Source organism: Ruminococcus sp. CAG:57 (genome assembly GCF_000435935.1).
In the GTDB taxonomy this organism is placed as follows: Bacteria; Bacillota; Clostridia; order Oscillospirales; family Ruminococcaceae; genus Hominimerdicola; species Hominimerdicola aceti.
In genome coordinates this window covers 1-24,452 of the sequence record NZ_FR890695.1, presented here as the reverse complement: position 1 = coordinate 24,452, position 24,452 = coordinate 1, and the positions used below count along the sequence as shown (strand labels likewise).

The window sequence follows — 24,452 nt, the reverse complement described above, 5'->3', positions numbered from 1 at the left end:
CCACTCTTGCGTTTAGTCTTTGAAGCTATCAAAAGCTTCGTTCACAAATTCTTTTATATTGAGCTGACCAAGCTTGTCAGCCGTCATGTCAGCGTTTTTAAGTAGAATAAGATATTCAAGATTGCCGTCGCCGCCCTTAACAGGTGAAATTGTTATCTTTTCAGCCGCAAGCCCCTCTGCTCGAAAACAGCCAAGAAGCTCGGTTATCACTCTCACATGGTCTTTACGATCTTTGACGATACCCTTTTTATTGAGAGCCTGCTTGCCAGCCTCAAACTGAGGTTTTATAAGAAGAACCATTTCGCCGCCATCGCAAAGACAATCGCAAAGGGATTTTATAACAAGTTTTAGAGAAATAAACGAAAGGTCACCACTTATGAACTGCACAGGTCTGTCAAAAAAATCCGCTGTCAGATATCGTGCATTCACGCCCTCACAGTTTTTCACCCTGCTGTCATTGCACAAACTTTCATCAAGCTGTCCGTGACCCACGTCCACCGCATAGACAAATTCTGCGCCATGTTCAAGCATACACTGAGTAAATCCCCCAGTTGAAGCACCGATATCTGCACAAACTTTACCTGTTAAGTCAAGCCCGAAAACATTGCAGGCGTGTTCAAGCTTAAGTCCGCCCCTGCCGACAAACTTCATATCGTCAGGCCTACATTTCACCCCGTCGTTCTCATCAACCAATATAGAAGGCTTGACGCAGACCTTGCCGTTTACCGACACAAATCCATTTTTTATAAGCTGCTTGGCACGTTCTCGGCTTTTTACGCCGCAGTTCGTAACTATATACACATCAAGTCTTTCACTCATCTTTCAAAAAGCCCTCAACTGTATCAGCCATTTTCTCTGCTGAAAAACCAAGCTCGTCAAGTAGCACATCACATTTTCCGTGCTTCACGAAACCGTCAATAGCAAACTGAGCCACATTTGGGCAGATAGAAGCATACTTCTCTGAAATACTTCCACAGTAATAAGCTTCCTCAAAGAACAGCACAGCATCGTAGGCTGACATTATATCAACCACCTCATTGTCTATAGGGAAAATATTCACGAGCTTAATAATATCGCACTTTATATCACGATTTCTGAGTATTTCTATAGCTGTAAAAAGATCATTTGCAAGCCTGCCGTATGTAACAAGCAGAACCTTTGCGCCCTCTATATGACGATAAACGTAAGTTGAAACAGGATCAGATGTATCATACAGTGATTGATCCCTGTCCCTTGGATATCTCACAGCGCAAATGCCACTGTCGTCCTCAACAGCTTTATGCAGGCACAGCCTGAGTTCGTCATAATTAGACGGGGAGTATATCCTCATATTTGGCACAGAGGTAAGAAAAGAAACATCAAAAATTCCCTGATGTGTTTCACCATCATCACCGACTATACCTGCGCGGTCAACGCATATAACTGCATGACAACCTCCTATTGCCATATCATGGATAAGTTGGTCGTATGACCTTTGCAAAAACGATGAGTACACAGCAAAAACAGGTACATAGTTCATAGAAGCAAGCCCAGCACAGAAAGTAACTGCGTGTTCTTCGGCAATGCCTACATCAAAGAAGCGTTCAGGAAAACGCTTCGCAAAATACTGAAGCCCCGTGCCGTATTTCATTGCCGCAGTGACTGCACAAAGACGCTTATTCTTTTCTCCCATTTCACAAAGCTCTTTTCCCATTATAGAAGAAAAGCTGTCAGAAAGTACGACGTCGGGATTGCCCGTTTTTATCTCAAAGGAGCCGACCCCGTGAAACTCTCCCGGGTTAGCTTCTGCAGGAGCATATCCCTTGCCTTTTATAGTATTCACATGAACAAAAACAGGCTTGTTTACTGCCTTTGCAGCCATAAGTCCCTGTTCAAGTTCTTCAAGATTGTGTCCGTCGATAGGTCCAATATAGTGAAAGCCAAGATCTTCAAACATGGTGCTGTGAAGTATCATGTTCTTGACCGCATTTTTGGAGTTACGAACGGCATTTTTCACAGGTTTACCTATAACAGGCGTCTTATCAAGCATTCTCTCTACTCTGCCCTTTGTGCGCTGATAGCTCTCTTTTGTACGCATGGAGGAAAGATATTTTGCCATTCCGCCAACATTTTTTGAGATAGACATTTCATTGTAGTTGAGGATAACGATGATATTTGTATCACTTTTGCCTGCATTGTTAAGTCCCTCGTAAAGCTCGCCACCTGTTGAAGCACCGTCACCGACTACAGCAATAGCATGGTGAGTTTTATCACCACTCAGCTTCATTGCTGTGGCGATCCCAAGCGCAGCAGAAACAGACGTAGAGCTGTGACCGCTTATAAAAGCGTCATGCACTGACTCGTCAGGTCTGCAAAAACCCGAAATACCGTTTTCCTGTCTGAGAGTTTTAAACTCTTTGAGTCTACCCGTAAGTATTTTATGTGTATATGCCTGATGACCAACGTCCCAGACGATTTTATCTTTAGGTGATTCAAAAACTCTGTGGATAGCCATTGTAAGCTCCACAGTACCAAGATTTGACGCAAGATGACCGCCGTTTTTTGAAACCGTATCTATAAGAATTTTCCTTATATCACCGCAAAGCTCCTCACACTGCGCAGTGGAAAGCTTTTTCAGGTCGGCAGGCAAATTCATTTTATAAATATCAGGCTTTTTTATTTCCGACATTATATCTAGATCTCCAATCTTTTTATCAACTTCTTCTTGTAAGCATATCAGATGTAAGCTCTGTGAGGAAAACGCTATCCTCAAAATATTTAAGATGACCCAGTGCTTGAACTGTCAGTTGTTTTGCTATCTGTTCTGACTTGTCAAGTCCAAGAAGGGATACATATGTGTTTTTATGCTGTTCGCTGTCACTGCCGATAGGCTTGCCAAGCTCCTCAAAAGTGCCTGTTACGTCAAGGATATCGTCAACTATCTGAAATGCTCTGCCCATTGCCTGAGCATAATCTGCCGCAAATGGGATAGCCTCAAGCTTATCGCCGAGAATAACGCCCATTACACAAGCGGCTTCAATAAGTGCGCCTGTTTTGCAGGTCTGCAAAATATTCAGTGTATCAACATCTATTTCTTTATTTTCATATTTAAGGTCTATCACCTGACCGCCTATCATGCCGTCAGTGCCTACTGCTCTTGCCAGAACAGAGATAAGCATAACAGCCTTGTCGGCAGATATAACACCGTTCATGGCACTGTTGGCAATCACTTCAAAAGCAAGAGTGTTTAGTGCATCGCCTGCAAGGAGTGCGATATTTTCAGGAAAAGCTTTATGACATGAGGGCTTTCCACGTCTGTAATCATCATCGTCCATACAGGGCAGATCGTCATGTATAAGAGAAAAAGTGTGTATAAGTTCAATAGAACAAGCTATCTCTGCATACTTCTCAGGCTGACGCTCGCCGCACATACGGCAAAATTCAAGCATAAGCACAGGTCTGAGCCTTTTGCCCCCTGCCTGCAAAGAATACTCCATAGCCTCAACTACCTGACCCTGAAGCTCAGGCTTTGAGTGGGTAAGCTCCAGCAGTTTATTATCTATAAGTTCCACATAATAATCAAGTGTGGCTTTGTTCATATCATTCATCGCTATTATCTCCGTTCATAGCCTTTACGGAAAGCTTTGCACTTTCAAGGCTTTTTTTGCATTCGACCGACAGATCTATCCCCTCTTTATAAAGTTCCAAAGCTTTCTCAAGAGGAAGCTTGTCATTTTCAAGCTGACCAACTATATCATTAAGTCTTGTAAGATTTTCTTCAAAAGTCATTTTAAACAGCCTTTCATTTGACAAATGTTATTTTAGCAGATACACTGCCGTCTGACAGCTTTATGTCTACCTCGTCGCCAACGTTCAGCATTGATACACTGTCGACAACGCTTTCGTCTTTCTGAACGATAGCATATCCCCTGCCCAGAATATTGAACGGACTAAGCATATTCAGAGAAGAAACATAGCCGTCAAGCTTAACTGACAGCTTTTCAAACCTGCGTTCCATGATCTGCGACAGCCTTTTTTCAAGGTCGCACACTGCTTTTTCGCTCTGCTCTAATTTCTTTTCAGGAGAATATAATTTCAAAAGCTTATCACAGCTTTCTATCTGTGACACAGCCTTATCAAGTTTAAGCTCCATAGCCTTGTCAAGCTTTTGCCTTAAAAGCCTCACAGCATTAAGTATATCCGCCTTGTCAGGGGTAGCAATCTCAGCCGCCGCTGACGGAGTTGGCACACGCATATCTGCGGCATAGTCTGCAAGAGTGGTGTCAGTTTCGTGACCTACAGCCGATATCACAGGTGTATTGCAGGCGTAAACAGCCAACGCCACAGCCTCGTCATTGAACACCATAAGATCTTCGCTAGAGCCACCGCCACGAGCTAAAATTATGGTATCTGCACCGCTCTTATCAGCCGCCGACAAAGCTTTGCATATAGTTTGTGCCGCTGTCGCACCTTGTACCTGTGCAGGATAAACTTCGATATTGCACACAGGGTAACGCCTTTCAGCTATATGGATTATATCCTGCAAAGCCGCCGCAGTAAGCGACGTAACAACAGCTATCTTCTTTGGAACAAGGGGTATTTTCTTTTTTTTGTTCACATCAAATACGCCCATTTTTTCAAGCTTTTTCTTGGTCTGTTCGAGCTGAACGTGCATAACGCCCACACCAAGAGGTGCTATCTCCGTAGCTATTATCTGATAAACACCGTCACGCTCATAGACCTCTATATTGCCCATAACAAGCACGCTCATGCCGTCCTCAGGCACGAATTTAAGCCTTGAAACACTGCTTGAAAACATAACAGCTTTAAGTGCAGAACTGCTGTCCTTTACCGTAAAATAGGCATGACCTGATTTGTAATGTATATTAAAATTGGATATCTCGCCCTTGACAGCAATGCCTTTCAGCTTAAGGTCAGACCGAAGTTTTGAAGCAAGATATCTGTTTAGCTGAGAAACAGTGATAACTGAACTCATATTTTGATCTTCCCTTTCCTGATTGCAGCATAGACCGCAACGCCCACTGCGTTATCACTTGAAAACTCAGGCTCAGCAAAGCTGCCGTACTTTTCAAGCTTGCTTTTTATAAAGCGATTAGACATCACACCGCCTGCATATATAATAGGTATATCCTTATACTCATGGCGAAGATTAACTGTCATTTTCTCCACCGCAAGGCACACACAATCAATACAGTATGCCGCAACATCAGCCACGGAACAGCTCTCGTCTATAAGCTTCATGCACTGATTTTCTATTCCGGAAAGTGAACAATAAAGCCCATCAACTGATGCTTTTGGCTTTATTTTATGTTCGCTTTCAGACGCAAGCCTTTCAAGCTCTTTACCACATGGAAAAGACAGCCCAAGCCTTACGCCTGTTCTGTCTATGGCTTGTCCGCCTTTAAGATCACGGCTTCCGCCGATCTGAGTTATATTTATCAACTTAGCCTTGTCAGGCTCGCACAAAAGAAGATCTGTAGTGCCACCACTGACGTGAAAAGCCGCAAAAGGCTTATCAGAACTGAGCATATCCAGCTTTCCGCAGGAATAAAGTGCCGCAAGTATATGTCCCACCTGATGCGAAGTCTTTTCAAGGTCAGCTCCACAGGCAAGTGACACAGCTTGTGCAACATTTTCTCCAACAAGAAAGCAAGGCATATACGAACCCTCTGCACACCTTGGTGCATAAGAATACCCAACTGCACTTAAATCATACCTTTTATCAAAAAGCTGTTTCATAAGTTCTGGAAGCTGTTTCGTATGGTGAAACACAGCGTCGGATTGTCTTAGCCCTCGCTCTCCCTGCTTGACAGGAAGAAGTTTTTTGCATGACCTGATGCTCATATCCGCAGTATCAAGCAGTGCACATGAAGTGGTATAATTGCTTGTGTCTATTCCGAGTACAAAACTCACTGCTTTTCCTCTTGTTCCTTTGCAAATGAGCCAAGCACACCGTTTACAAATGAAACGTCAGGCTCGAGGGCATATTTTCCTGCAAGAGCCACAGCCTCGCTTATGGCAACGTTCACAGGAACGTTCTCCTCATATATTGCCTCGTAAATAGCAAGTCTGAGTATTGCAAGATTTATTTTAGGTATTCTTTCAACAGTTCTCTTGTTGCTGAACTTGCTGATTATGCTGTCGATCTCGTCCTGCTTTTCGCAAACATTTTCCACGAGCTTTTTAACTTCATCATTTACGATAATCTCGTTCACTTCCATGGCAGACATGAAAATATCGTCAAGCTCATCGTCCTGTCTAAACATTTTCTCAAATATCAGCAAAAATGCTGATTCTCTTATTTCACGCCTTTTAATTGGCACAAAAACACTTCCTTCATCTTATATTTGTCTGAATCCTATTCCTTTTCCGAAAGGTCAACTCCGCATATGGTCACATTTACCTTTGCAACTGTAAGTCCAAGCATATTCTGAACTGCACTTTTTACTTTATCCTGTATCTCCTCGGCAACGGAAACCGCCTTAGCTCCACGGCAAAGTATTATACCTATAGACACTGACAGCACATCGTCAACAAGACCTATCCTGATATTGCCGAAATTTTCCTGTCTAAACCAGAGCTGACGTGGAGTCTTCATAACAGGAGCGATACCATAAACGCCCTCTATTTCATTAACAGAGTTTGTAACGATCTGCGCTATAACGTCCTGACTTATGTGCAGGCTTTTTTCTACTTTCTTTGAAACATCATTCATATTTATCCAAGCCTCCCTTTTTAGATATAAAAAAGAAATCCTTCAATCTATACTTATAACCATTATATCATAAAAATCAATAGGTTACAAGTATTTTGAAGGACTTTTTTTATTTGCTGACAAATTTTATTCTACATCATAAATTCTGATGTTTTCATTTGCAACTGAAACTTCGCTAAGGAGGATATCTTTTATCTGTGCCGCTTCGCTTGCAACAAGCCCGTCGCTGTCGGTCTTTACAACGATATTTGCGTTGTCACCGTCAAGATAAACAACACAGTCCTCAAAGCCTGCTGCTTTCACAAGTGTCTCTACCTTGCTCTCCGACTCCATGAGCCCTGTCATGGCTGAAGCTTCTTCTTCAGCGACTTTCTTTTCTTCCTCTGTGGAATCGCCGCCGTTCATTATATTTTTTAATGTTTCTACCGCCTCGTCCCTTGAATTCATTCTGTCTATTCTTGCCTGTGCAAAATAATCTGAAGTGCTGTCATTGCTTACGAGCTGTGCGTCGCCGTAATTCACGCTTTGACTTTTCACAACGTCCGTCGCCTTTATCTTGCCGTCTGAGGTCGATACTGCATAATTTATGTATACTGCAAGACCGAGTATCAGCGTCATTCCTGCAAGGATTATCTGCTTTTTGCCTATTATCATGGTCGTTTTTTTCATCTTTATTACCTCTTTCTGTTATTTTCTGCCCTCAACGCAGATCTTACTGCTTGATATGCCTAGTACTGTCGAAACCGCTTTAAGCACACGTTCGTTTACTTTTATATCTCCACCTCCTTCGCAAACAATGACAACGCCGCATATCTGCGGTTTTATTATTTTTCTGACCAAAGCCTCCTTTTTGCCGTCATTATCAGTTATTACTATCTCGTTTTCATACCTGTCGCTTGTTCTGTCACCATTATTGTCTGTGCTTTTGGTAAGATTTTCGGCATAAACATATTCGGTAGTTCCCTCAACTGTCACCATTACCTCGCACTCGCCAACTCCCCTGACTTGAGAAAGAACATCTTTAAGCTCTTTTTCTATCTGCTTTTTGTAGCTGTCTGTATCATCAGTGGCAACGCTTTCCGTGGGAATGCTCTTGCTCTCTGCCGTATTTTTAGCAGGAAACATCTCAGAAACAAATATAAGTAATATCCCTGCAAGACCTACGGCTATCACTATCTTCGTTTTCATAGGAAGCTTTTTAAGAGCCTTTATTTTCCCCTCAACTTTACTTTTCAGCAACGTTTATTCCTCCTGCACGATAACTTGAGTATCAGGCAGATCTTCTGCAATAAGCTTTTCAACAAGCCCTCTATCGCTTATTTTAGTCAGATATACCCTTACCGCTGTTATCTCTATTTCATTATATTCATTTATATCTGTGGTTATGTCCACTCTGACGTTTTCTATGCCATTCTTATTCAGCTTATCCAAAAAATATTCTTCAAGCCTGCTTTCGGATTCGGACAGATAATAAAGTTTCGTCGCTGTTGAAACGCTGTCAAACTCAGGCAGATCTGCAAGCTCTGTATAGTCGCTTAGGGTGACTTTGAAGCCATGTCCCATTACAGGCGTTATGACCGCAAGTAAAAGTATCACAGCAAGCACTGATCTAAGTTGTTTTTTCAAAGTTCCCTCAGGTGTGGCAATATCCGTCATAGAAGTTATCACGCCTATAATGCAGGCAATAAATATCACTGCTTTAACTGTATTCATTTTAAGCTCCTATGTTCATGGCTGTCATTATTACAACTGATGTGGAAATAACGAACATTATAGAATAAGCCGCAAGGATGCTCACACCAATTGATAAAACCGAGTTTATGCTTTTAAGAAGTCCACCACTGTTGCTTATGCCAAAAATATCGTTTATGGTAGCGCCTATCCACACTGCAAGTTTTACTGCAAGAAGCGTAAGCAAAGGTTTCGCAACTATCACAGACATTATTATAACCCCTATCACGCCGACGCTTGTTCTTATTACGCCTATACTTCCCTTTACCGCTGAATAAGCTTCAGAGACCGAGCCGCCTATGACAGGTATAAAGCTTGAAGCCGCAAATTTAACGGCTCTAGCAGAGAGATTATCAGCCGCCGCTCCTGCAAAGCTTTGAATAGATAACAGCCCTGTAAAAAGGGTCATCACAATGCCAAGCACCCATATGACCAGCTTTTTCACCGACTCTGCAAGGCTTCCAAGGTCAAGAGATGGATTTATTGCAGAAACAAGGGTCACTGCAAGCACTGCCGACAAAAACGGCACAAGTATCGTATCTGCCAATATACCTGCGCTTTCACATATTATCAGCATAACGCCGTAATAGCCTGCTCCTGCCGCCGCACTACCGCCTGCTGTCGCCACGCTTGAAAATATGGGTATGTAGGACATCATGAATCTGTTCATTTGTTCCATGGAAGTCTTTACAGAATAAAGGCTGTCGGTGACAGTATCGCTTATAACAAGCACTGTGGTAAGAACACATATTAGCGTGAATACCTTGTCAACTGTACCCTCGGCTGACATTGACCTTACCAACACGCAGAGCATAGTGGCGGCTGTTATTTTCCCGAGCATTATAAGAGGGCTTCGCAAAGCAGCGGTAAAGCTTTCAAATATATGATTTATCACATCAGAAGCATTTATATTTGCGGCAGAGGACGGATCTTCCAAAGTGATGTTATTATCTTCAAGTACAGTTTTTACATCTTCATCACCCTCAAAAGAAAGTCCCTCGTTTATTTCGCTTATGAGCCTGTCATAATATTCATTGTTCTGTTCCTCACTGTCTGCATATACTTCCTGTGGTGTAAACATGACCGCAAGTACTATGATGACAGTGGCAATTATTTTTTTCATATGTTAATCCTATATAAGCAATGCTTTTACTATTTCTACAAATGCTTTGAAAAGCGGCAGCGATACCGAAAGCATTGCAAGCTTTCCTGCCAAAGTGACCTGTGACGCAAGTGCGTTTTCTCCGCAGTCCTTACAATAATCAGATGCAAGCTGTACAATATAGCATATGCCAAGTGACTTGAACAGTATGGTAAGATACATATTGTCGATTCCTGACAGAGTGAAAAGGTCCTCAAAAACTGAGATAAGGTCTTTCACAAATGCTACCGAATGAAAAAGCACCAGTGCCGCCGCTGCAAGCACAGCCGCATATTTTATCTCACGGCTGTCTTTCTCAATGGCTTTGCACACTATGGTTGAGAAAATACAAAAGCACACTATTGTAAATATTTTCATTAATACAATCCAAACACTTCTTTTATCGTTTCAAATAGATTTCCGATCTGCCTTACTATCATAAGCAGAACGACAATAAGCCCTGCAAGAGTTGTCATCATTGCCTGCTCGTCACGCTCCGCTCGTTTCAGCAAGAGATTTAACACGGCAACGATAATTCCTATGGCAGCGATTTTGAAAATAAGATCTATGTCCATAAAATTTTGTTCCCTTCATTATGGTTATCCTTTGCTATGGCTATATTAGCATAATAGCGATAAAAGCCCCGCTGAGAACGCCCAAAGCCCTGCATAGCCGCACCTGTGAGGTGAAATTCTCTGAAAGTCTGCTTATCTGCTCGTCAAGTGCGGCAAGGCTCATGGAAACGTATGCAAGCTGTCCATTTGTGTCTGTTGTACCGAGTTTTTCAAAAAAATCTATGGCGGTCTGCCTGATTTCATTGTCAAAAAGCTTTGAATTATATATATCCTCGGTTATTCTTCTGCGGACATCAGGCGAAGAGGTATCTTGCGACAAAAATGTAAAGTCAGAATAATCCTTCTGCAAGCTAAGCTTTAAGATAATTTCCCCGAAAGTCATTCCACCATCAACCATTGCCCTTGTTTCAAATATCAACCGTCTGAGAAGCTTGAGATATTTCATTTGCCGTATCTTGTCCAACGCCATTGCACAGCCCATTTGTGTGCAGGCGGATATGATCAGCACACAGCCTATTAGCTTTATCATTTCATGCTCCTGTTTTTGTAAATGATACCAGCCTGCCACACATTGTTCCTGTGCCTAGTACCGCAAGTGCGTCGAAAGCCTTGTCTTTTATGAGTTTTGAGATATAACGCCGCTTTTTAAGCTCATCAAGGCTTGAAGCATGGCATGAAGCAATAAGCTTCACTCCTGAGTTGAGCGCATACTGCAAAGCTTCGTTGTCCTCAGAAGAACCTATCTCGTCGCATATGAGTATTTGCGGTGACATGACCTTGACAGCCGTCATTATGCCCTCATATTTGTTGTAGGAATTGAACACGTCCGTCATTGCACCTATAAGATTTTGCGGCTCACCTGCCACTGTTGCGGCAAACTCGTTTCGCTCGTCTATAAGCGCAACACGCCAGCGTTCTCCAAGCTTTCTTGCAAGATCACGAAGCACTGTAGTTTTTCCTCCCGAGGGCGGTGAAGCTATAAGCAGGCTCATTGGTTTGTCAGAAAAGCATTTTGCATATATCTCGTCTGAACTGCCTATCATTTCACGAGCTATCCTTATATTAAGAGAAGATATATTTTTTACCGACTCCACGGCATAACTCCTTGCAGGATCAAGAACGGCAGTTCCGCAGAAGCCTACTCTGCACCCTCCTGAAACCGTTATGTACCCTCTTGCTATCTCACGGTGAAAGCTATGAAGAGAGTTCTGAAATGCTCGCTGATAGATAGTTTCAATATCCTCTGTGGTAACTTGAACGCTATCCCCGATATTGTTCATTAGTCTGCCGTTATCATTAACGAAATACTCTTTCGAGAATATGGTAACAGACAGCCGTCTACCTCTGCGAAGCCTTATTTCCTGTATCCTGTCACGCTCTATTTCTGGCACTGACATAATTGCTCCCCTTATGCGAGGGGTGAGCAGTTCGTAAACGTATTTTATCTTACTGACTTCTCTTATCATTTTTTCACGCTCCTTTTGACTTGTCCTATGAAATAACTATGCTGTGAGCCTGCATTTTAGTACAAGATATTTGTATTCTCCTACATACGCAGATATCCATTATTGTATTTAATTATCACGCAAAATGCTTGAAATACTGTTGTATTTGTGATATAATGTTAATGCAATATGCACAAATATTGTGAAGATAAAAGAAACATACAAAACAAAGGAGAAAATTATGAACAACAGCTTAACTGAAGAACAGGTAAAAGTACTGAATATGTCACAAAGTGTGATAAATGAGGTAAGAAAGGTCATTATCGGCAAGGACGAGATAATCATAAAAGTCCTGCTGTCCATACTTGCAGGCGGTCATATCCTTATTGAGGATATTCCAGGAGTAGGAAAGACCACTCTTGCCGTGGCTCTTTCAAAGGCGCTTTCACTTGACTATAAAAGACTACAATTCACCCCTGATGTTTTGCCAACAGACGTGACAGGTTTTACCATTCTAAATAAAGAAACACACAAGTTTGAATATAAGCAGGGTGCCGCACTCACAAATCTTTTTCTTGCAGACGAGATAAACAGAACCTCAAGTAAGACGCAGTCTGCGCTTCTTGAAGTAATGGAGGAGGGCAAGGTAACTGTAGACGGTATCACACATAAAATGCCTGACCCTTATATCGTTATTGCAACGCAAAACCCGGTTGGTTCTATAGGCACGCAAATGCTCCCTGAGTCGCAAATGGACAGATTTATCGTAAGGCTCACAATGGGTTATCCTAATCTTGAAAGCGAAGTCGCAATGCTAAAATCCAAGCAAAATCTCGTGCCTGTGGATAATGTAAGGCCTGTGGTTTCTGCGGAGGATATCCTTCAGGCAAGAAAAGTTGTGGAAAATATTTATGTTTCAGATCAGGTTTTCCAGTATATCGTTATGCTTGCAAATGCAACCAGAAACAATGAATATATAAAGCTGGGTCTTTCACCTAGAGGAACTATCGCACTACTCAGAATGACAAAGGCGACAGCGCTTCTTAAGGGCAGAGATTATGTTATCCCCGATGACGTTATATACAGCTTCAAGGACGTTGTTCTTCACAGACTTGTGTTCAGCTCAAAGGCAAAGATAAACGGCTTCACAGGAGAACAGATACTCAAAGGAGTTATTTCCTCAGTTCAGGTTCCTAGAGTTAGCAAATAACGGAGGAGCAAATGCTGGTTTTATATATAATATTATTTATCGCCTCTATTTTCTTCTATATATTATATGTGGGTAGCTTCTCTTTTTATCTCTTTGCATTTTTACTTGTTATGCCTATAATCTTATTCGTTATGCTCAAAAAAATGTCAAAGAAAATAAGCGTTGGTTTTGTGAACACTCAGAAAACCGCAGGCAGATCGTCAAAGATACCTGTTGTGCTGAGATTGCAAAACCGCTCAAAGTTGCCTGTTGCCAATATGATTATAGAGATAGAATATTACAACACTCTTGACGGCGACAAAAATACAATGAAGATAAACACTCCACTTTACCCTGATGATGTTCAGTATCTTACTTTGCACGTTTCTGCAAAGCATTATGGCACAGTGAGAATGAACATAAAACGCTGTCGCATTGTGGATATGCTGAAGCTTTTCAAGATAAGAGTAAGTACCGACGCTGCTTCCAGACTTTTTGGCGAAAGTACGTTCACTATAGTTCCTGACTATATACCCATCGAAAACAACATTGCCAATTATGCTGAAATGGGTCTTGAAACCGATGATTATTCCAAGACATCAAAGGGCGATGATCCCTCAGAGATTTTTGATATACACGAATATCATGATGGTGACAAAATAAATAGGATACATTGGAAGCTTACTGCAAAGCAGGATAAGACCATGGTCAAGGATTATTCCCTGCCTATATCAAACTCTATCGTGCTTATGGCGGATCTCCACCTTGATACAAATACAGACGATTATATGCTCGTATATGATACTCTTGTAGAGGCTATAGCGTCTATATCCTATTATCTCATAGAAAATGACACACCTCATAAGGTAGTGTGGTATGATAAAAAGAAAGATTTGAGTGAAGTAGTAAATGTTACAGACGAAGAAAGTGCAAGACTGCTTATAAGTCTGCTGTTGCAGGCTTCTGTTTATGATGAGCCTGACTTGTCTATGATAAATTACATCAATGAGCCTGAGAGATATAAATGCGGTCACTTGATGTATTTTTCTCCCGCATATAACAGCAATCTCAGCGGCGTTATGAACGATAACGATCTGGCGTTCCGCTATTCCTATATGCTTATCACAAACAAAAAGAAAGACGACGTTATAAACGATGAGTTTGCAGAGGTCGTGAACGTTACTGCAAAACACGTTGCCGAAAGCATACAGGAAATATGTCTATAAAGGTGACAACATGAAAAAGAAAAGAATAAAAAGCAAAAACAAAGATATAGGATTTATCAGCAGCAATGGTATCTGCATTGACGGAGATATCCTTATGAATTGCGAGCGTGAGCATAATTCAGGCTCATTTCTATGGTTTCAGATACTTCTGACCTTTGTGGCGACCATATGCACAGCATTTATGGCAGTATCATTCCTTGATATGGAAATATACAAGACCACGATCATATATTACTCCGCCATGCTTTCACTTGTGTTTGGTCTGATGAAATCGTCACACAAGATAATTAAGTTTTCTGCACTTGGTGTGATGATACTTCATGTAATTTACCTTGTGAGCAGGATAACTACAATAAAATACGGCTTGTTCGTTGTTATAGACAGATATCTTTCAAGGGCAAATCAACCTAACTCAACTCTTGGCGTTCAGCTTAGTGGAATTTCTACTATCGACTACCCATATCTTGCGTCAAATTTTTTCGTATTTTTTATAACTCTTGTTTGCCTTGGTGCGGCAGCATCCTGCCTTTATAGGATAGATTTTCCACTGCTGTTCATCATTACATTTCCTGTTTTCGAGCTTGGAATGTATTGGGGCTGGGAGCCGTCAATGTGGACTGTTATTGGTCTGTTTGTATGCTGGGTGACAGTGCTTGCACTGCACATAATAAACCACACAACTAACAAGGCAGGAAGAAAAAACACCTTTGCGGTGCATGAGCGAAAACGCACGTTTTATTTTACATCTGAAAAGCAAAAAGCTTGTTTCTATAACGTATTCATGAAATTCACGGCTATTTTAAGTTCGTTGGTACTTGTAGTTATAATGCTTTTCTCAGCAATAACAGGCTTTACACGTCCTGAGTCATTTGCAAAATACAGACATGATATTTCTACAGCAGTGTCAAATTTCTCTCTCACTGACCTGAGGAATGCTTTTTCAGATTATGACGGCGGATTTGATCTGTTTGGTATAAAAACAGTTGGTGGCACAAACGGAGGCGTTCTTGGCAAGACAGCAGGCATTAGCTTCAACGGCTCAACAGCACTAAAAGTGGTCACTCCAAAATTCTCTAATACACTATATCTCCGTGGATATGTAGCAGGCGTTTATAACGACAATAGCTGGACTCCTGTTGACGTGAATGGCAATGAAGACACCTTCTCTGATGATTTTGAGCAAGGCAAGATATGGGTGCAGGATCTGGATTATGACCTTATCCAACGCAAATACGCGGATCTGACCCCTGCTCAGATTTCTGTATCTGTTCTCGGCGCAAGCAAGAAATTTGTGTATGCGCCATACGCTTCTTTATATTCAAGTGATGGAAATACAGACGATAAAAAAATGCGTCCTACCACTGAGTCATATGTCAAATTAAGTTCAACAAAGTATTCTCTTTACTATTTTGACCCCTCTCTTATAGAAGAAAGACTTGAAGCTCTCCCTGAGGCTATAGCCACAGAAGTGCCTGCATTGTCTGTTAATAAGGACAGAGGTGTTGACGCTTACTCAGAGTTTGTTCACCAGAAATATATGGACGTTTCAAAGTCTGATGAGCTTGATAAGGCATATAAAGAGATACTTAGTGAATATCTTGGCGTGGATATTTACCACAAGGGTGATTGGACTTATGAAGAAATAAGCACTGCAATAAGAAACTATTTCTCTGATAACTTCACTTATACCCTTGAACCGGGTGTTACTCCAAAAGGTGAAGATTTCATAGATTATTTTTTAGGTACACAAAAGGAGGGCTATTGTTCATATTTCGCAACGGCGGGTGCAGAGCTTTTAAGAATGTTTGGCTATCCGTCAAGATATGTAGAAGGATATGTGGTGCTTAATTCACAGCTCGGTGAACCTAAAGATGATTCAACATACGAGGTAAGTGTAAAGGACAAATGTGCGCACGCATGGGCTGAGGTATTTATAGACAATGCAGGTTGGTATCCTGCAGAATTCACACCAGGTTATGATAATGATAATCCTAATCTTACGCAACAAGAGAAAGACCCTAAGGAAGTTACAACAACTAAAAGCACAGAAAGCAAGCCTACGACTACCACACAAAACGGCGGTCAGGGTGGCACAACTTCAGTGGTTACTAAAAGGCCTGCAAACAGTTCAAAAGCTTCAACAACAAAGAAAACAAATTCTGCAAGCAACGGACATGGTGCCGGAGTGATGTCAGGCACTGGGAAAAATTTTGCTTCATCAAGCACATCAGAAAACAACAGCAGTCATGGCTCATTTGCAGGAATTTTCATCACTCTAGGCGGACTTCTGCTTATAGGCTTCGGTGTTGTAGTCCATAGAGATGTAAAAGTAAAGAAAATGCGTTCGGAACTAAGTAATGGGGACAATAGATCACGTACTGTGGCGGTATATCGCTATATGCTCAAGTATTTAAAGCTTATAGGCATTACCGACAACAGAAATATTACAGACTTACAGCTTTGTGACAGGTTAACAGAAAAATGCCAGGAAATGCAAATCAATGATTTCTCTCATATGATAAAATATATCGGAGAACTTGCAGTCAAAGCGGAAATGAGCAACTCAGTAATATCTGAGGGGGAACTCGAAACTGCACTTTCTTATTTTGAAATCGTAAAGGACAAGATCGTCCTGCCAAAGCTTTCGGGTGCTAAGCTTCTTAATGCAAAATTTGTTTACTGTCTATATTAGAGAGAAAAAGCCACGCTCGGTGTGGCTTTTTTAACCTCAATGATAATACCAAAAAGCTGATAGGTGATTTTTTATATGAAATATATGTTTAATGAAAATATGGATATGATATTATCAATAGGATAACTTTTTGAATATTTTAGAAAGGAATGATCGGATTGCGAAAAATAAAAAATACAATAATATTTATTGTTACAGTTGCTATACTTACAATGTTCTGCTCTTGCTGTAAACACTCTGAGATAAAACTGGGATCCGGCAACGAAGGTGGTATATATTATAAATTTGCTGACACTCTCAGTGATATTGATGAAAACATCACTAATATAAGAACGGCTGGTTCTCAGGCTAACATGAGGCTTTTAAAGGACGGCTTTATCAACATGGGAATAGTCCAAAGCGATGTCCTGTCTGAAGCTGTGAATGGCACAGGAGATTTTAATAGTAACAAAATAAACAACGTCCGTGCAGTTGCGGCTCTTTACATGGAGTCTTTTCAGATAATCGTTCCGGCTGATTCAGATATTCAAACTCCTGCTGATCTTAAAGGAAAAAAGGTCTCTGTGGGCGAAGAAGATTCTGGCGTAGCAAAAAATGCTGAGTACATTTTAAACTCTGTAAGTCTTGACTATAACATGATAGATGTGTGCAACATGAACTATCAGAAGTCTGCTGAGGCACTTAAAAACGGCTCTATCGATGCATTTTTCGTGGTACTTGGTGCTCCATGTGATATTATAACACAGCTTTCTGAGGAAATGGATATAAGAATATTGCCTCTTGATGACAGAACGATATCATATATGACGAATCTTTATGACGGATATTATGAAACTGTAATAAAGGCAGGAACTTATAAAGGCATTGACGAGGACGTCAAGACTGTCGGCGTAAAGGCTGTTCTTGTGGCAAGCCAAAAGATGGACAGCGACACTGTAGCAGATATCACGAAAATGCTTTTTGAGGAAAATGACCAGATAAAGAAGAGGATCTCATTTGCGAATAATGACACAAAATTTGCGACAGATAATATCCCGTGTGCTTTTCATAAAGGGGCAGTGGAATATTATAACAGCATTGGAACTGCTATAACAGAGGAGGATCAAATTTGAAAACAATAAATGTGGATATGTATCAAACTCTTGCGGTAGCAGTAGGAGTTTTGTATTTAGGTGGATTTCTCAAAAAGAAAGTCAGATTTCTTGAAACCTTCTGTATTCCCTCTCCTGTCATCGGCGGAGTTATTTTTGCTATCATATCATGTATTCTTCACGTCGCAGGAATAGTCGAATTTCAGTTTGATGAAACGCTAAAAACGGTTTGCATGGTCATGTTCTTCACTTCTGTTGGCTTTCAGGCAAACATTAAAGTTTTGAAAGCAGGAGGTAAAAGTCTTATTGTATTTTTATTATGCCTGATAGTGCTGATATTTGCGCAGAATGCGGTTGCAGTGGGACTTTCAAAGCTATTGGGAGTAAGCTCGCTGGTAGGTATGTGTACAGGATCTATCCCTATGGTAGGCGGTCACGGAACGTCAGGTGCTTTTGGCACAGTGCTTGAGGACCTTGGTCAGCAAGGAGCAACAAGCCTCTGCACAGCAGCGGCTACTTTTGGATTGATTATAGGCTCTGTAATGGGCGGACCTATCGGCAGAAAGCTTATACTCAAACACGATCTGCTGAAAACTGTTATTCCTGAGGACGACTCTATACTTGTCGAGGACGAACAAAAACATCACCGTTCTGTAAGCATGTATGCACCTGCAGCTTATCAGCTTGCGATAGCAATGGGAATAGGCACGTTTGTATCATGGGTGCTTTCATATTCAGGCATGACTTTTCCTGTGTATATCGGATCAATGATCGTTGCAGCATTTATGAGAAACATCGGTGAATACAGCGGTAAAATACACATACACATGGGTGAAATAAATGATATTGGTGGTATTTGTCTTTCGCTTTTTCTCGGAATAGCCATGATAACATTGAAACTCTGGCAGCTTGCCGAGCTTGCATTGCCTATGATAATCATGCTTGTTGCACAGGTGCTTCTTATGGCGATGTTCTCTTACTTTATCGTATATAATGTAATGGGCAGAAACTATGATGCGGCAGTGCTTGCGGCAGGAACTTGCGGCTTCGGAATGGGTGCAACGCCAAACGCTATGGCTAATATGCAGGCTTTAACAGCAAAATTTGCCCCTTCAATAAAGGCTTATATGCTTGTTCCTATTGTTGGAAGTATGTTTGCCGATTTTATAAATAGCCTTGTTATAACAGGATTTATCAACTTTATTAATTAACGGAGGAAAAGAATATGAACAAAAAGAACAAACATCTTGACTGTTATACAGATAACCTTGCTTTTCCAGAAGTTCACGTTGAAGATGTAAAAACTGAGAGTGATGAAAACGAAAATAATAGCGAATCAGGTGTAATATTCGACAACTTAGCAATACCTGAGATAAAAATAAAGTCCAAGAAAAGGAAAAGATAACAAAAAACGATTTTCTGGTTATTTTCAGAAAATCGTTTTTTTTATTTCATATTGGAGATATATTCTCTTATCTCTTTTTCCACACGGATAACGTCCTCGTGAAGCTCCTGAGCTGACATTCTGAAAGCACCGCTGCCCATGATTATGACCTGCTCCATGCCGTCAGATGTGGCGACCCTTACCTTATGTTCTCGGCTGAGCTTGTGGGCAGTGCGTTCGATATAAGTGTCAGCCGTTTCGGCTTCTTTGGTGTAAACTATACTGATATTGTGGTAATTTTCCACTACACGCTCCTGCTCTTTGACCTTGTATGCGTCAAATACGAGTATCAACTCACATTGCTTGTATCCCTGATAGTTGCAAAGCCTGTTCACAAGCATACTTCGTGCAAGGTCAAGGCTCTCGTTGGCAGCCTTTTTCAGCTCGTCCCAAGAGAAAATTATGTTATAGCCGTCAACCAGCAAATATTCCACGCCTGAGTATATCTGCTTCGGCTTTGACGCTGACTTTACAGACTTTTCAGGTCTGCGCATCGCATAGTGCTTATCACGTTCTATCTTTCCGTAAGTGCGCTCAAATATCTCCATAAGCTCTTTGTCGCTTGCTGCACGTCTTACAAAATCTTCGGCACGAGAGTATGTCTGTGGCTGAGAAACCTGCCTGCGTTTGTCCTCTGGAGGTATGTGAAGCTTATCAGGAACTTCGTTCCATTTGACATTGTAACCTGCGCCATGAGAGCAAAATACAGAATCTGCCGTATTTTCGAGATCTTTGTCAGGATCGTAGCCATATTCTTCAAGCACAACTTCTGTATTATGACATTCACGGTAACCGTCAGAAGTGCATATCAGCTTTCCAACGCCCTTGGTGTAGCTTATGACCTGCGACTGATATCCACGCATTTCAGCCACTGGTGCACTTCCCTTTATAACGGAAAATTCACCCGATACCTCCGGCTGTGAGAAAACTCCTCCCATGTTCTGTATATCTGTTATAGCACGTCCCACATTCTGCTGTGGAACTTCAAGTGTGAAGCTGTAATAAGGCTCAAGAAGAACGGACTTTGCGTTTCTAAGTCCCTGTCTGACGGCACGATATGTTGCTTGACGGAAGTCGCCGCCCTCTGTGTGTTTAAGGTGCGCTCTTCCCGAAACGAGCGTTATTTTCATATCTGTAATAGGAGAGCCTGTGAGAACGCCAAGATACTTTTTCTCCTGCAAATGGGTAAGAATAAGTCTTTGCCAGTTTTTATCCAGCGTATCTTCACTGCATTCCGTTGCAAAACGCAGACCCTTGCCACGCTCCAGCGGCTCAAGTTTCAAATGCACCTCAGCATAATGCCTGAGCGGCTCATAGTGACCATAGCCGTAGACCGTTTTCTCAATAGTTTCTTTGTATGCAATGCTTCCCTCGCCAAAATCAATGTCGATATCAAAGCGCCGCTTGAAGAGGCTTTTCAGTATTTCAAGCTGCACCTCACCCATTATGCTGACATGTATTTCGCCAAGCTGTTCATTCCAATCGACGTGAAGCTGTGGATCTTCATTTTCAAGCACACGGAAATATGAAAGCAGAGTGTGCATATCCAAATCACACACAGGCTCGACACGATAGGTAAGAACAGGCTCCAACAGTGGTTTTGCAGAATCCTGCTCAAAACCAAATCCCTGCCCAGCATAAGTTTTAGTCAACCCTTCAACAGCGCAAACAACACCAGTTTCAGCGTTATCCGCATTACGATATTTTGCCCCTGAATATATTCTTATCCTGCTGACCTTTTCCGAGAAGCTTTCACCGTCAGCCGATGAATAATCTACTTGATCTCTAACCTTAAGACAGCCACCTGTTATCTTCATAAAAGTCAGGCGTGAGCCACCGTCCTCTGAAATTTTATACACTTTTGCACCAAAAGTACCGCTGTCATATACACACGGTGCAAGCTCTGCAAGGGCGTTCATAAATTTTTCTATGCCCTGTGATTTTAAAGCTGAGCCGAAAAAGCATGGAAATACTTTTCTATGAGCCACGGCATCTGACAGTATCTTGTCAGACATTGATCCCGTTTCAAGAAACTCATTCATAATATTTTCATCAAAAAGGGCGCAATCCTCAGTGACTTCTGACTTCATACGGCAGAAATCCACAAATCCACTGCCAAGACGACCCTCTAGGCTGTTCATAACAAAAGTTTTATCAGCACCGTCCAAGTCCATTTTGTTCACAAAAACAAAGGTTGGGACGTTATAACGCTTTAACAGCCTCCAAAGAGTTTGGGTATGGCTCTGCACACCGTCAGTTCCGCTTATAACAAGCACAGCAAGATCAAGCACCTGTAATGCACGCTCAGTTTCCGCTGAGAAATCGACATGACCAGGTGTGTCAAGCAAGGTGAAAGATGTGTTTTTATATTCAAATTCCGCGGGTTTTGAGAAAACAGTTATACCTCTGTTTTTTTCAATCATATCCGTGTCAAGAAAAGCGTCGCCGTGGTCTACACGTCCGATCTTTCTTATTTTGCCCGACAAATAAAGCATTGCTTCCGAAAGCGTTGTCTTGCCTGAGTCGACGTGGGCGATTATGCCTATTACTGTTTTTTTCATATTTTCTTCCTATTTGCTAAATTTCAATGTACTCCATTTCATTCTTCATTTGCACAAATCCAAACTTTTCATATAAAGGTCTGCCCATTTCTGTCGCTTCCAGAGAAATAGAAGTAATACCTCTTTTCTTTGCATCTTCTACCAGTAATGCCAGCGTCCTTATGGCGATACCATTTCTGCGATATAAAGGCTTCGTATACATATTCATAATATATGCTTTCTTACCACTTGGATTGTGATAGGTAGGCATCACCTGGTAATAACTAACCCCACCTGCACCAACAAATTTATCGTCATCAAAAACCAAATAACCTGTGTGAGAGTCATCATGAAAGGCCTGTCTATAATACTCGTAAGATTCTCTTTCTACTTCAGCCATATCAATATCTGACGTTAGATTATTAGCTGCCCGCAAAACTTCTATTCTTGTTTTAGTTAGCAGAACTATATCTTCTATCGTTGCTTTTTTATATATAATATTCAAACTAATCATCCTCTCAATTAAACAAAAACGCAGGTACATATTTCCGCGAAGGTTTAATATTAAGCATAAAATCAATATTTTTTTCGACAGTAGGCAGACAGTCTCCACATGGCTCGGTTATTCAACGAAAAACATACTCAACCCTTATTGTACGAGGAAATGGTGGAAAGCACTTTTACCCTTAAAATCTAGGGTTTCGAGTCTGTGATAACCTTGAATTATCCTATAATTTGTATAGGCAAACAGGGTAAAGCTCTGTTCCTTAAACTTCATTTTTAATGTCATCCCTACAAACTGGAATTTGTCTATTTTGAAAAATCACCTATTTTGCCAAGTGATTTTCCAATACTATGATACATTCCCGAATAAATTACAGGTTCTAATTTCGTAAGATCCACATCAAGTGTATCTCTACATTCCATCTGTTCTTCTATTTGAATATTCCTTATTCTGCAGAAAAAGGTTGTTGATTCTCCAATTTCAATTGATTGAACTACTTCACATTCATATATCCACCTACTCGCCTCCAAAACAGGAACATCCACAATCTCTCCCCTACCAACATCATATGAAATTTCATCCTTCTTCCCATCCTTTGCATGATGTGTGCCAAAATAATCCATAAGTTCGATCATGTCTGTGCTAACAAGATTAACGCTTAAAACACCAGTTCTAATTACATTCTGTTTGGTCCTTTTAGTACCAAACATACTGATAATTAATAAATAGTCATTCTCTTTCTCATTGGTTGTGCTAACCCATGTAATTGGAGCAAAGTTATGCGTTCCATCCTCATTGTTTGTACCAATAATAAAAGCAGGCTGAACACACATTGAAAAGTGTGTTCCTATTGATTTTCGCTTTATAACTTTCAATTAATCCTACCTCCTCAAATTCCGATTTATCTTTCTAATCAACTACACGCCAACTTCTTTAAAATATTAACATAATATTTAAACTCATTCAAGGAACTCAAATAAACACACAAGTGGAACACCTCAAATTAAGTTTAGAAAAAGCTGATTAATGCGAGGCATTCGTTTCGCCGTTTTGAGCAACGCTCGAAAACACGTCACTGAGAGGACTGTGAAAAAACGGCAGAAACTATTTATTCAGCGTTTCCTTTGTTTATTTGAAATTGCAATATAACTGCATAAAGAAATCAGGAAACTTATACAGTACAAAACAACCGCTCCAAAACTAAACAATACTTCTCCCAAATAAGTTAGTCCAGGCATAAATCCATATCCAGGAAGATTATTATAGTAAATCATCAGTCCTATGGATATAAGCAGCGGAATTAGTTCTGCCGAAAACAATATCCGCCAAAGTTTTTTTGTTTTCTTGCGAATGGTTATAACAAATAATATTATTTGAAATATAAAAATTACTATATATGTAATCAGTAGGAACAGTGCCATTACTATTTTCCTCCGTAAATTCCGATTTGTCAATTTCATTAAATATGAATTTTATCTTTTTCCAGTGGATACAGATATGTAATCGGATTCTGTGCCGACTGATTCAACTTCAATCCGGCTATCGACTTTCCAATGTAGAACGATTCATTCTCATCCAACGGAAATCCCTGCTCATATCTTTCATCCACAAAAAAAATAATCTATTTTCAGATTTTGGTGTAAGAACAATATCCTGTCTTGGAAGTCTGTCCTTTGCCTCTTTACATACAAACCACTCTGATGGCTTATATACTGCAACAATCAAAGAGTTGTAAACACCGAAAACATACTCAACCCCTATTGTACGAGGAAATGGTGGAACGCACCTTTTCCATTAAAATCTAGCGGTTCGGGCCTGTGATAACCTTGAATTGCTCTATAATTTGTATAGGCAAACAGGGTAAAGCTCTGTTCCTTAAACTTCATTTTTCATGTCATCCCCACAAACTGGAATTTAACTAATGGATGCCATTTTATCAGTCGGCCATGATCTCCTAAGAGCCACATAGGAGATTAAAAAGTTTGCAAGCCAGCCAACTGGTATCGCAAGCCAGACAAAGGCAATGCCGAAACGTGGTGCACAGATCAGGGCAACGGACAGACGAATCGCAAGATTCACTATGTTTGCAACGAGGAACGGTCGCATAATTCCGAGACCGCGAAGAACTCCATCGGTTGCCATCTTGATACCCATGAAG

At 41.0% G+C, this 24,452-nt stretch carries 25 protein-coding genes and 1 pseudogene; 6 read left to right on the top strand and 20 right to left on the bottom strand.

Annotation, left to right across the window (positions count from 1 at the left end):
• Positions 1-12: 12 nt before the first annotated feature.
• The 16 genes from QVO88_RS01980 to QVO88_RS01905 form a co-directional block, all read right to left on the bottom strand.
• Positions 13-819 (bottom strand): TlyA family RNA methyltransferase, encoded by an 807-nt coding sequence (locus QVO88_RS01980; protein ID WP_022286857.1) that lies wholly within the window; start codon positions 817-819, stop codon positions 13-15.
• Complete coding sequence (gene dxs / locus QVO88_RS01975) at positions 812-2,668, bottom strand: 1-deoxy-D-xylulose-5-phosphate synthase (protein ID WP_022286856.1); 1,857 nt, start codon at positions 2,666-2,668, stop codon at positions 812-814. The genes QVO88_RS01980 and dxs overlap by 8 nt, the downstream gene beginning before the upstream one ends.
• 25 nt (positions 2,669-2,693) lie before the next feature.
• The gene (locus tag QVO88_RS01970) at positions 2,694-3,587 is read right to left on the bottom strand and encodes a polyprenyl synthetase family protein (RefSeq protein WP_022286855.1); all 894 of its coding nucleotides are present in this window, start codon (positions 3,585-3,587) and stop codon (positions 2,694-2,696) included.
• Positions 3,580-3,768 (bottom strand): exodeoxyribonuclease VII small subunit, encoded by a 189-nt coding sequence (xseB, locus tag QVO88_RS01965; RefSeq protein WP_022286854.1) that lies wholly within the window; start codon positions 3,766-3,768, stop codon positions 3,580-3,582. The genes QVO88_RS01970 and xseB overlap by 8 nt, the downstream gene beginning before the upstream one ends.
• A 13-nt stretch (positions 3,769-3,781) precedes the next feature.
• Complete coding sequence (gene xseA / locus QVO88_RS01960; RefSeq protein WP_022286853.1) at positions 3,782-4,975, bottom strand: exodeoxyribonuclease VII large subunit; 1,194 nt, start codon at positions 4,973-4,975, stop codon at positions 3,782-3,784.
• Entirely contained in the window at positions 4,972-5,913 is a 942-nt protein-coding gene (locus QVO88_RS01955) for a peptidase M22 (protein ID WP_022286852.1), read from the bottom strand. The genes xseA and QVO88_RS01955 overlap by 4 nt, the downstream gene beginning before the upstream one ends.
• Positions 5,910-6,323, bottom strand: a complete 414-nt coding sequence (nusB, locus tag QVO88_RS01950; RefSeq protein WP_022286851.1) for a transcription antitermination factor NusB — start codon at positions 6,321-6,323, stop codon at positions 5,910-5,912. Before nusB ends, QVO88_RS01955 begins: the two co-directional genes overlap by 4 nt.
• Before the next feature lie 35 nt (positions 6,324-6,358).
• Entirely contained in the window at positions 6,359-6,715 is a 357-nt protein-coding gene (locus QVO88_RS01945) for an Asp23/Gls24 family envelope stress response protein (RefSeq protein ID WP_022286850.1), read from the bottom strand.
• Positions 6,716-6,841: 126 nt separating this feature from the next.
• Positions 6,842-7,384: a SpoIIIAH-like family protein gene (locus QVO88_RS01940; RefSeq protein ID WP_022286849.1), complete on the bottom strand. Its 543-nt coding sequence runs from the start codon at positions 7,382-7,384 to the stop codon at positions 6,842-6,844.
• Positions 7,385-7,402: 18 nt separating this feature from the next.
• Positions 7,403-7,954 (bottom strand): stage III sporulation protein AG, encoded by a 552-nt coding sequence (locus tag QVO88_RS01935; protein ID WP_022286848.1) that lies wholly within the window; start codon positions 7,952-7,954, stop codon positions 7,403-7,405.
• 3 nt (positions 7,955-7,957) lie between these two features.
• The gene (locus QVO88_RS01930) at positions 7,958-8,428 is read right to left on the bottom strand and encodes a hypothetical protein (RefSeq protein ID WP_022286847.1); all 471 of its coding nucleotides are present in this window, start codon (positions 8,426-8,428) and stop codon (positions 7,958-7,960) included.
• A 1-nt stretch (position 8,429) separates the two neighbouring features.
• Positions 8,430-9,569, bottom strand: a complete 1,140-nt coding sequence (locus tag QVO88_RS01925; RefSeq protein WP_022286846.1) for a stage III sporulation protein AE — start codon at positions 9,567-9,569, stop codon at positions 8,430-8,432.
• 9 nt (positions 9,570-9,578) lie between these two features.
• Positions 9,579-9,965, bottom strand: coding sequence for a stage III sporulation AC/AD family protein (locus QVO88_RS01920; RefSeq protein WP_022286845.1), 387 nt, complete (start codon positions 9,963-9,965; stop codon positions 9,579-9,581).
• A complete protein-coding gene (gene spoIIIAC, locus QVO88_RS01915) occupies positions 9,965-10,162 on the bottom strand; it encodes a stage III sporulation protein AC (protein ID WP_022286844.1) in 198 nt (65 codons plus the stop codon). Before spoIIIAC ends, QVO88_RS01920 begins: the two co-directional genes overlap by 1 nt.
• A gap of 40 nt (positions 10,163-10,202) precedes the next feature.
• Positions 10,203-10,691, bottom strand: coding sequence for a stage III sporulation protein AB (locus QVO88_RS01910; protein ID WP_022286843.1), 489 nt, complete (start codon positions 10,689-10,691; stop codon positions 10,203-10,205).
• A 1-nt stretch (position 10,692) separates the two neighbouring features.
• A complete protein-coding gene (locus tag QVO88_RS01905) occupies positions 10,693-11,628 on the bottom strand; it encodes an ATPase AAA (protein WP_022286842.1) in 936 nt (311 codons plus the stop codon).
• A 220-nt stretch (positions 11,629-11,848) separates the two neighbouring features.
• Here QVO88_RS01905 and QVO88_RS01900 point away from each other — a divergent pair, with 220 nt between their 5' ends.
• The 6 genes from QVO88_RS01900 to QVO88_RS01875 all read left to right on the top strand — a co-directional run bounded on the left by QVO88_RS01900 (position 11,849) and on the right by QVO88_RS01875 (position 19,210).
• On the top strand, positions 11,849-12,817 hold the full coding sequence (locus QVO88_RS01900) for a MoxR family ATPase (protein WP_022286841.1): 969 nt from the start codon (positions 11,849-11,851) through the stop codon (positions 12,815-12,817).
• Between the two features lie 143 nt (positions 12,818-12,960).
• Positions 12,961-14,022 carry a DUF58 domain-containing protein gene (locus tag QVO88_RS01895; RefSeq protein ID WP_243238824.1) on the top strand — a complete coding sequence of 354 codons (1,062 nt, stop codon included), beginning with the start codon at positions 12,961-12,963 and terminating at the stop codon, positions 14,020-14,022.
• A gap of 10 nt (positions 14,023-14,032) precedes the next feature.
• Positions 14,033-16,714 carry a transglutaminase domain-containing protein gene (locus QVO88_RS01890; protein ID WP_022286839.1) on the top strand — a complete coding sequence of 894 codons (2,682 nt, stop codon included), beginning with the start codon at positions 14,033-14,035 and terminating at the stop codon, positions 16,712-16,714.
• 158 nt (positions 16,715-16,872) lie between these two features.
• Positions 16,873-17,826, top strand: coding sequence for a TAXI family TRAP transporter solute-binding subunit (locus tag QVO88_RS01885; protein WP_022286838.1), 954 nt, complete (start codon positions 16,873-16,875; stop codon positions 17,824-17,826).
• Between the two features lie 17 nt (positions 17,827-17,843).
• Positions 17,844-19,016 (top strand): sodium/glutamate symporter, encoded by a 1,173-nt coding sequence (gene gltS / locus QVO88_RS01880; RefSeq protein WP_117897291.1) that lies wholly within the window; start codon positions 17,844-17,846, stop codon positions 19,014-19,016.
• A 14-nt stretch (positions 19,017-19,030) separates the two neighbouring features.
• Positions 19,031-19,210, top strand: coding sequence for a hypothetical protein (locus QVO88_RS01875; RefSeq protein WP_022286836.1), 180 nt, complete (start codon positions 19,031-19,033; stop codon positions 19,208-19,210).
• 41 nt (positions 19,211-19,251) lie between these two features.
• Here the strand turns inward: QVO88_RS01875 and QVO88_RS01870 are convergent, their stop codons facing one another.
• From QVO88_RS01870 to QVO88_RS01855, 4 genes and pseudogenes are all read right to left on the bottom strand, one after another.
• Positions 19,252-21,810 (bottom strand): translation factor GTPase family protein, encoded by a 2,559-nt coding sequence (locus QVO88_RS01870; protein WP_022286835.1) that lies wholly within the window; start codon positions 21,808-21,810, stop codon positions 19,252-19,254.
• Between the two features lie 16 nt (positions 21,811-21,826).
• The gene (locus tag QVO88_RS01865; RefSeq protein ID WP_022286834.1) at positions 21,827-22,294 is read right to left on the bottom strand and encodes a GNAT family N-acetyltransferase; all 468 of its coding nucleotides are present in this window, start codon (positions 22,292-22,294) and stop codon (positions 21,827-21,829) included.
• Between the two features lie 305 nt (positions 22,295-22,599).
• The gene (locus tag QVO88_RS01860) at positions 22,600-23,169 is read right to left on the bottom strand and encodes a flavin reductase family protein (protein ID WP_022286833.1); all 570 of its coding nucleotides are present in this window, start codon (positions 23,167-23,169) and stop codon (positions 22,600-22,602) included.
• Positions 23,170-24,208: 1,039 nt separating this feature from the next.
• Positions 24,209-24,452 (bottom strand): annotated as a pseudogene (locus QVO88_RS01855) (MATE family efflux transporter); the annotation flags it as partial.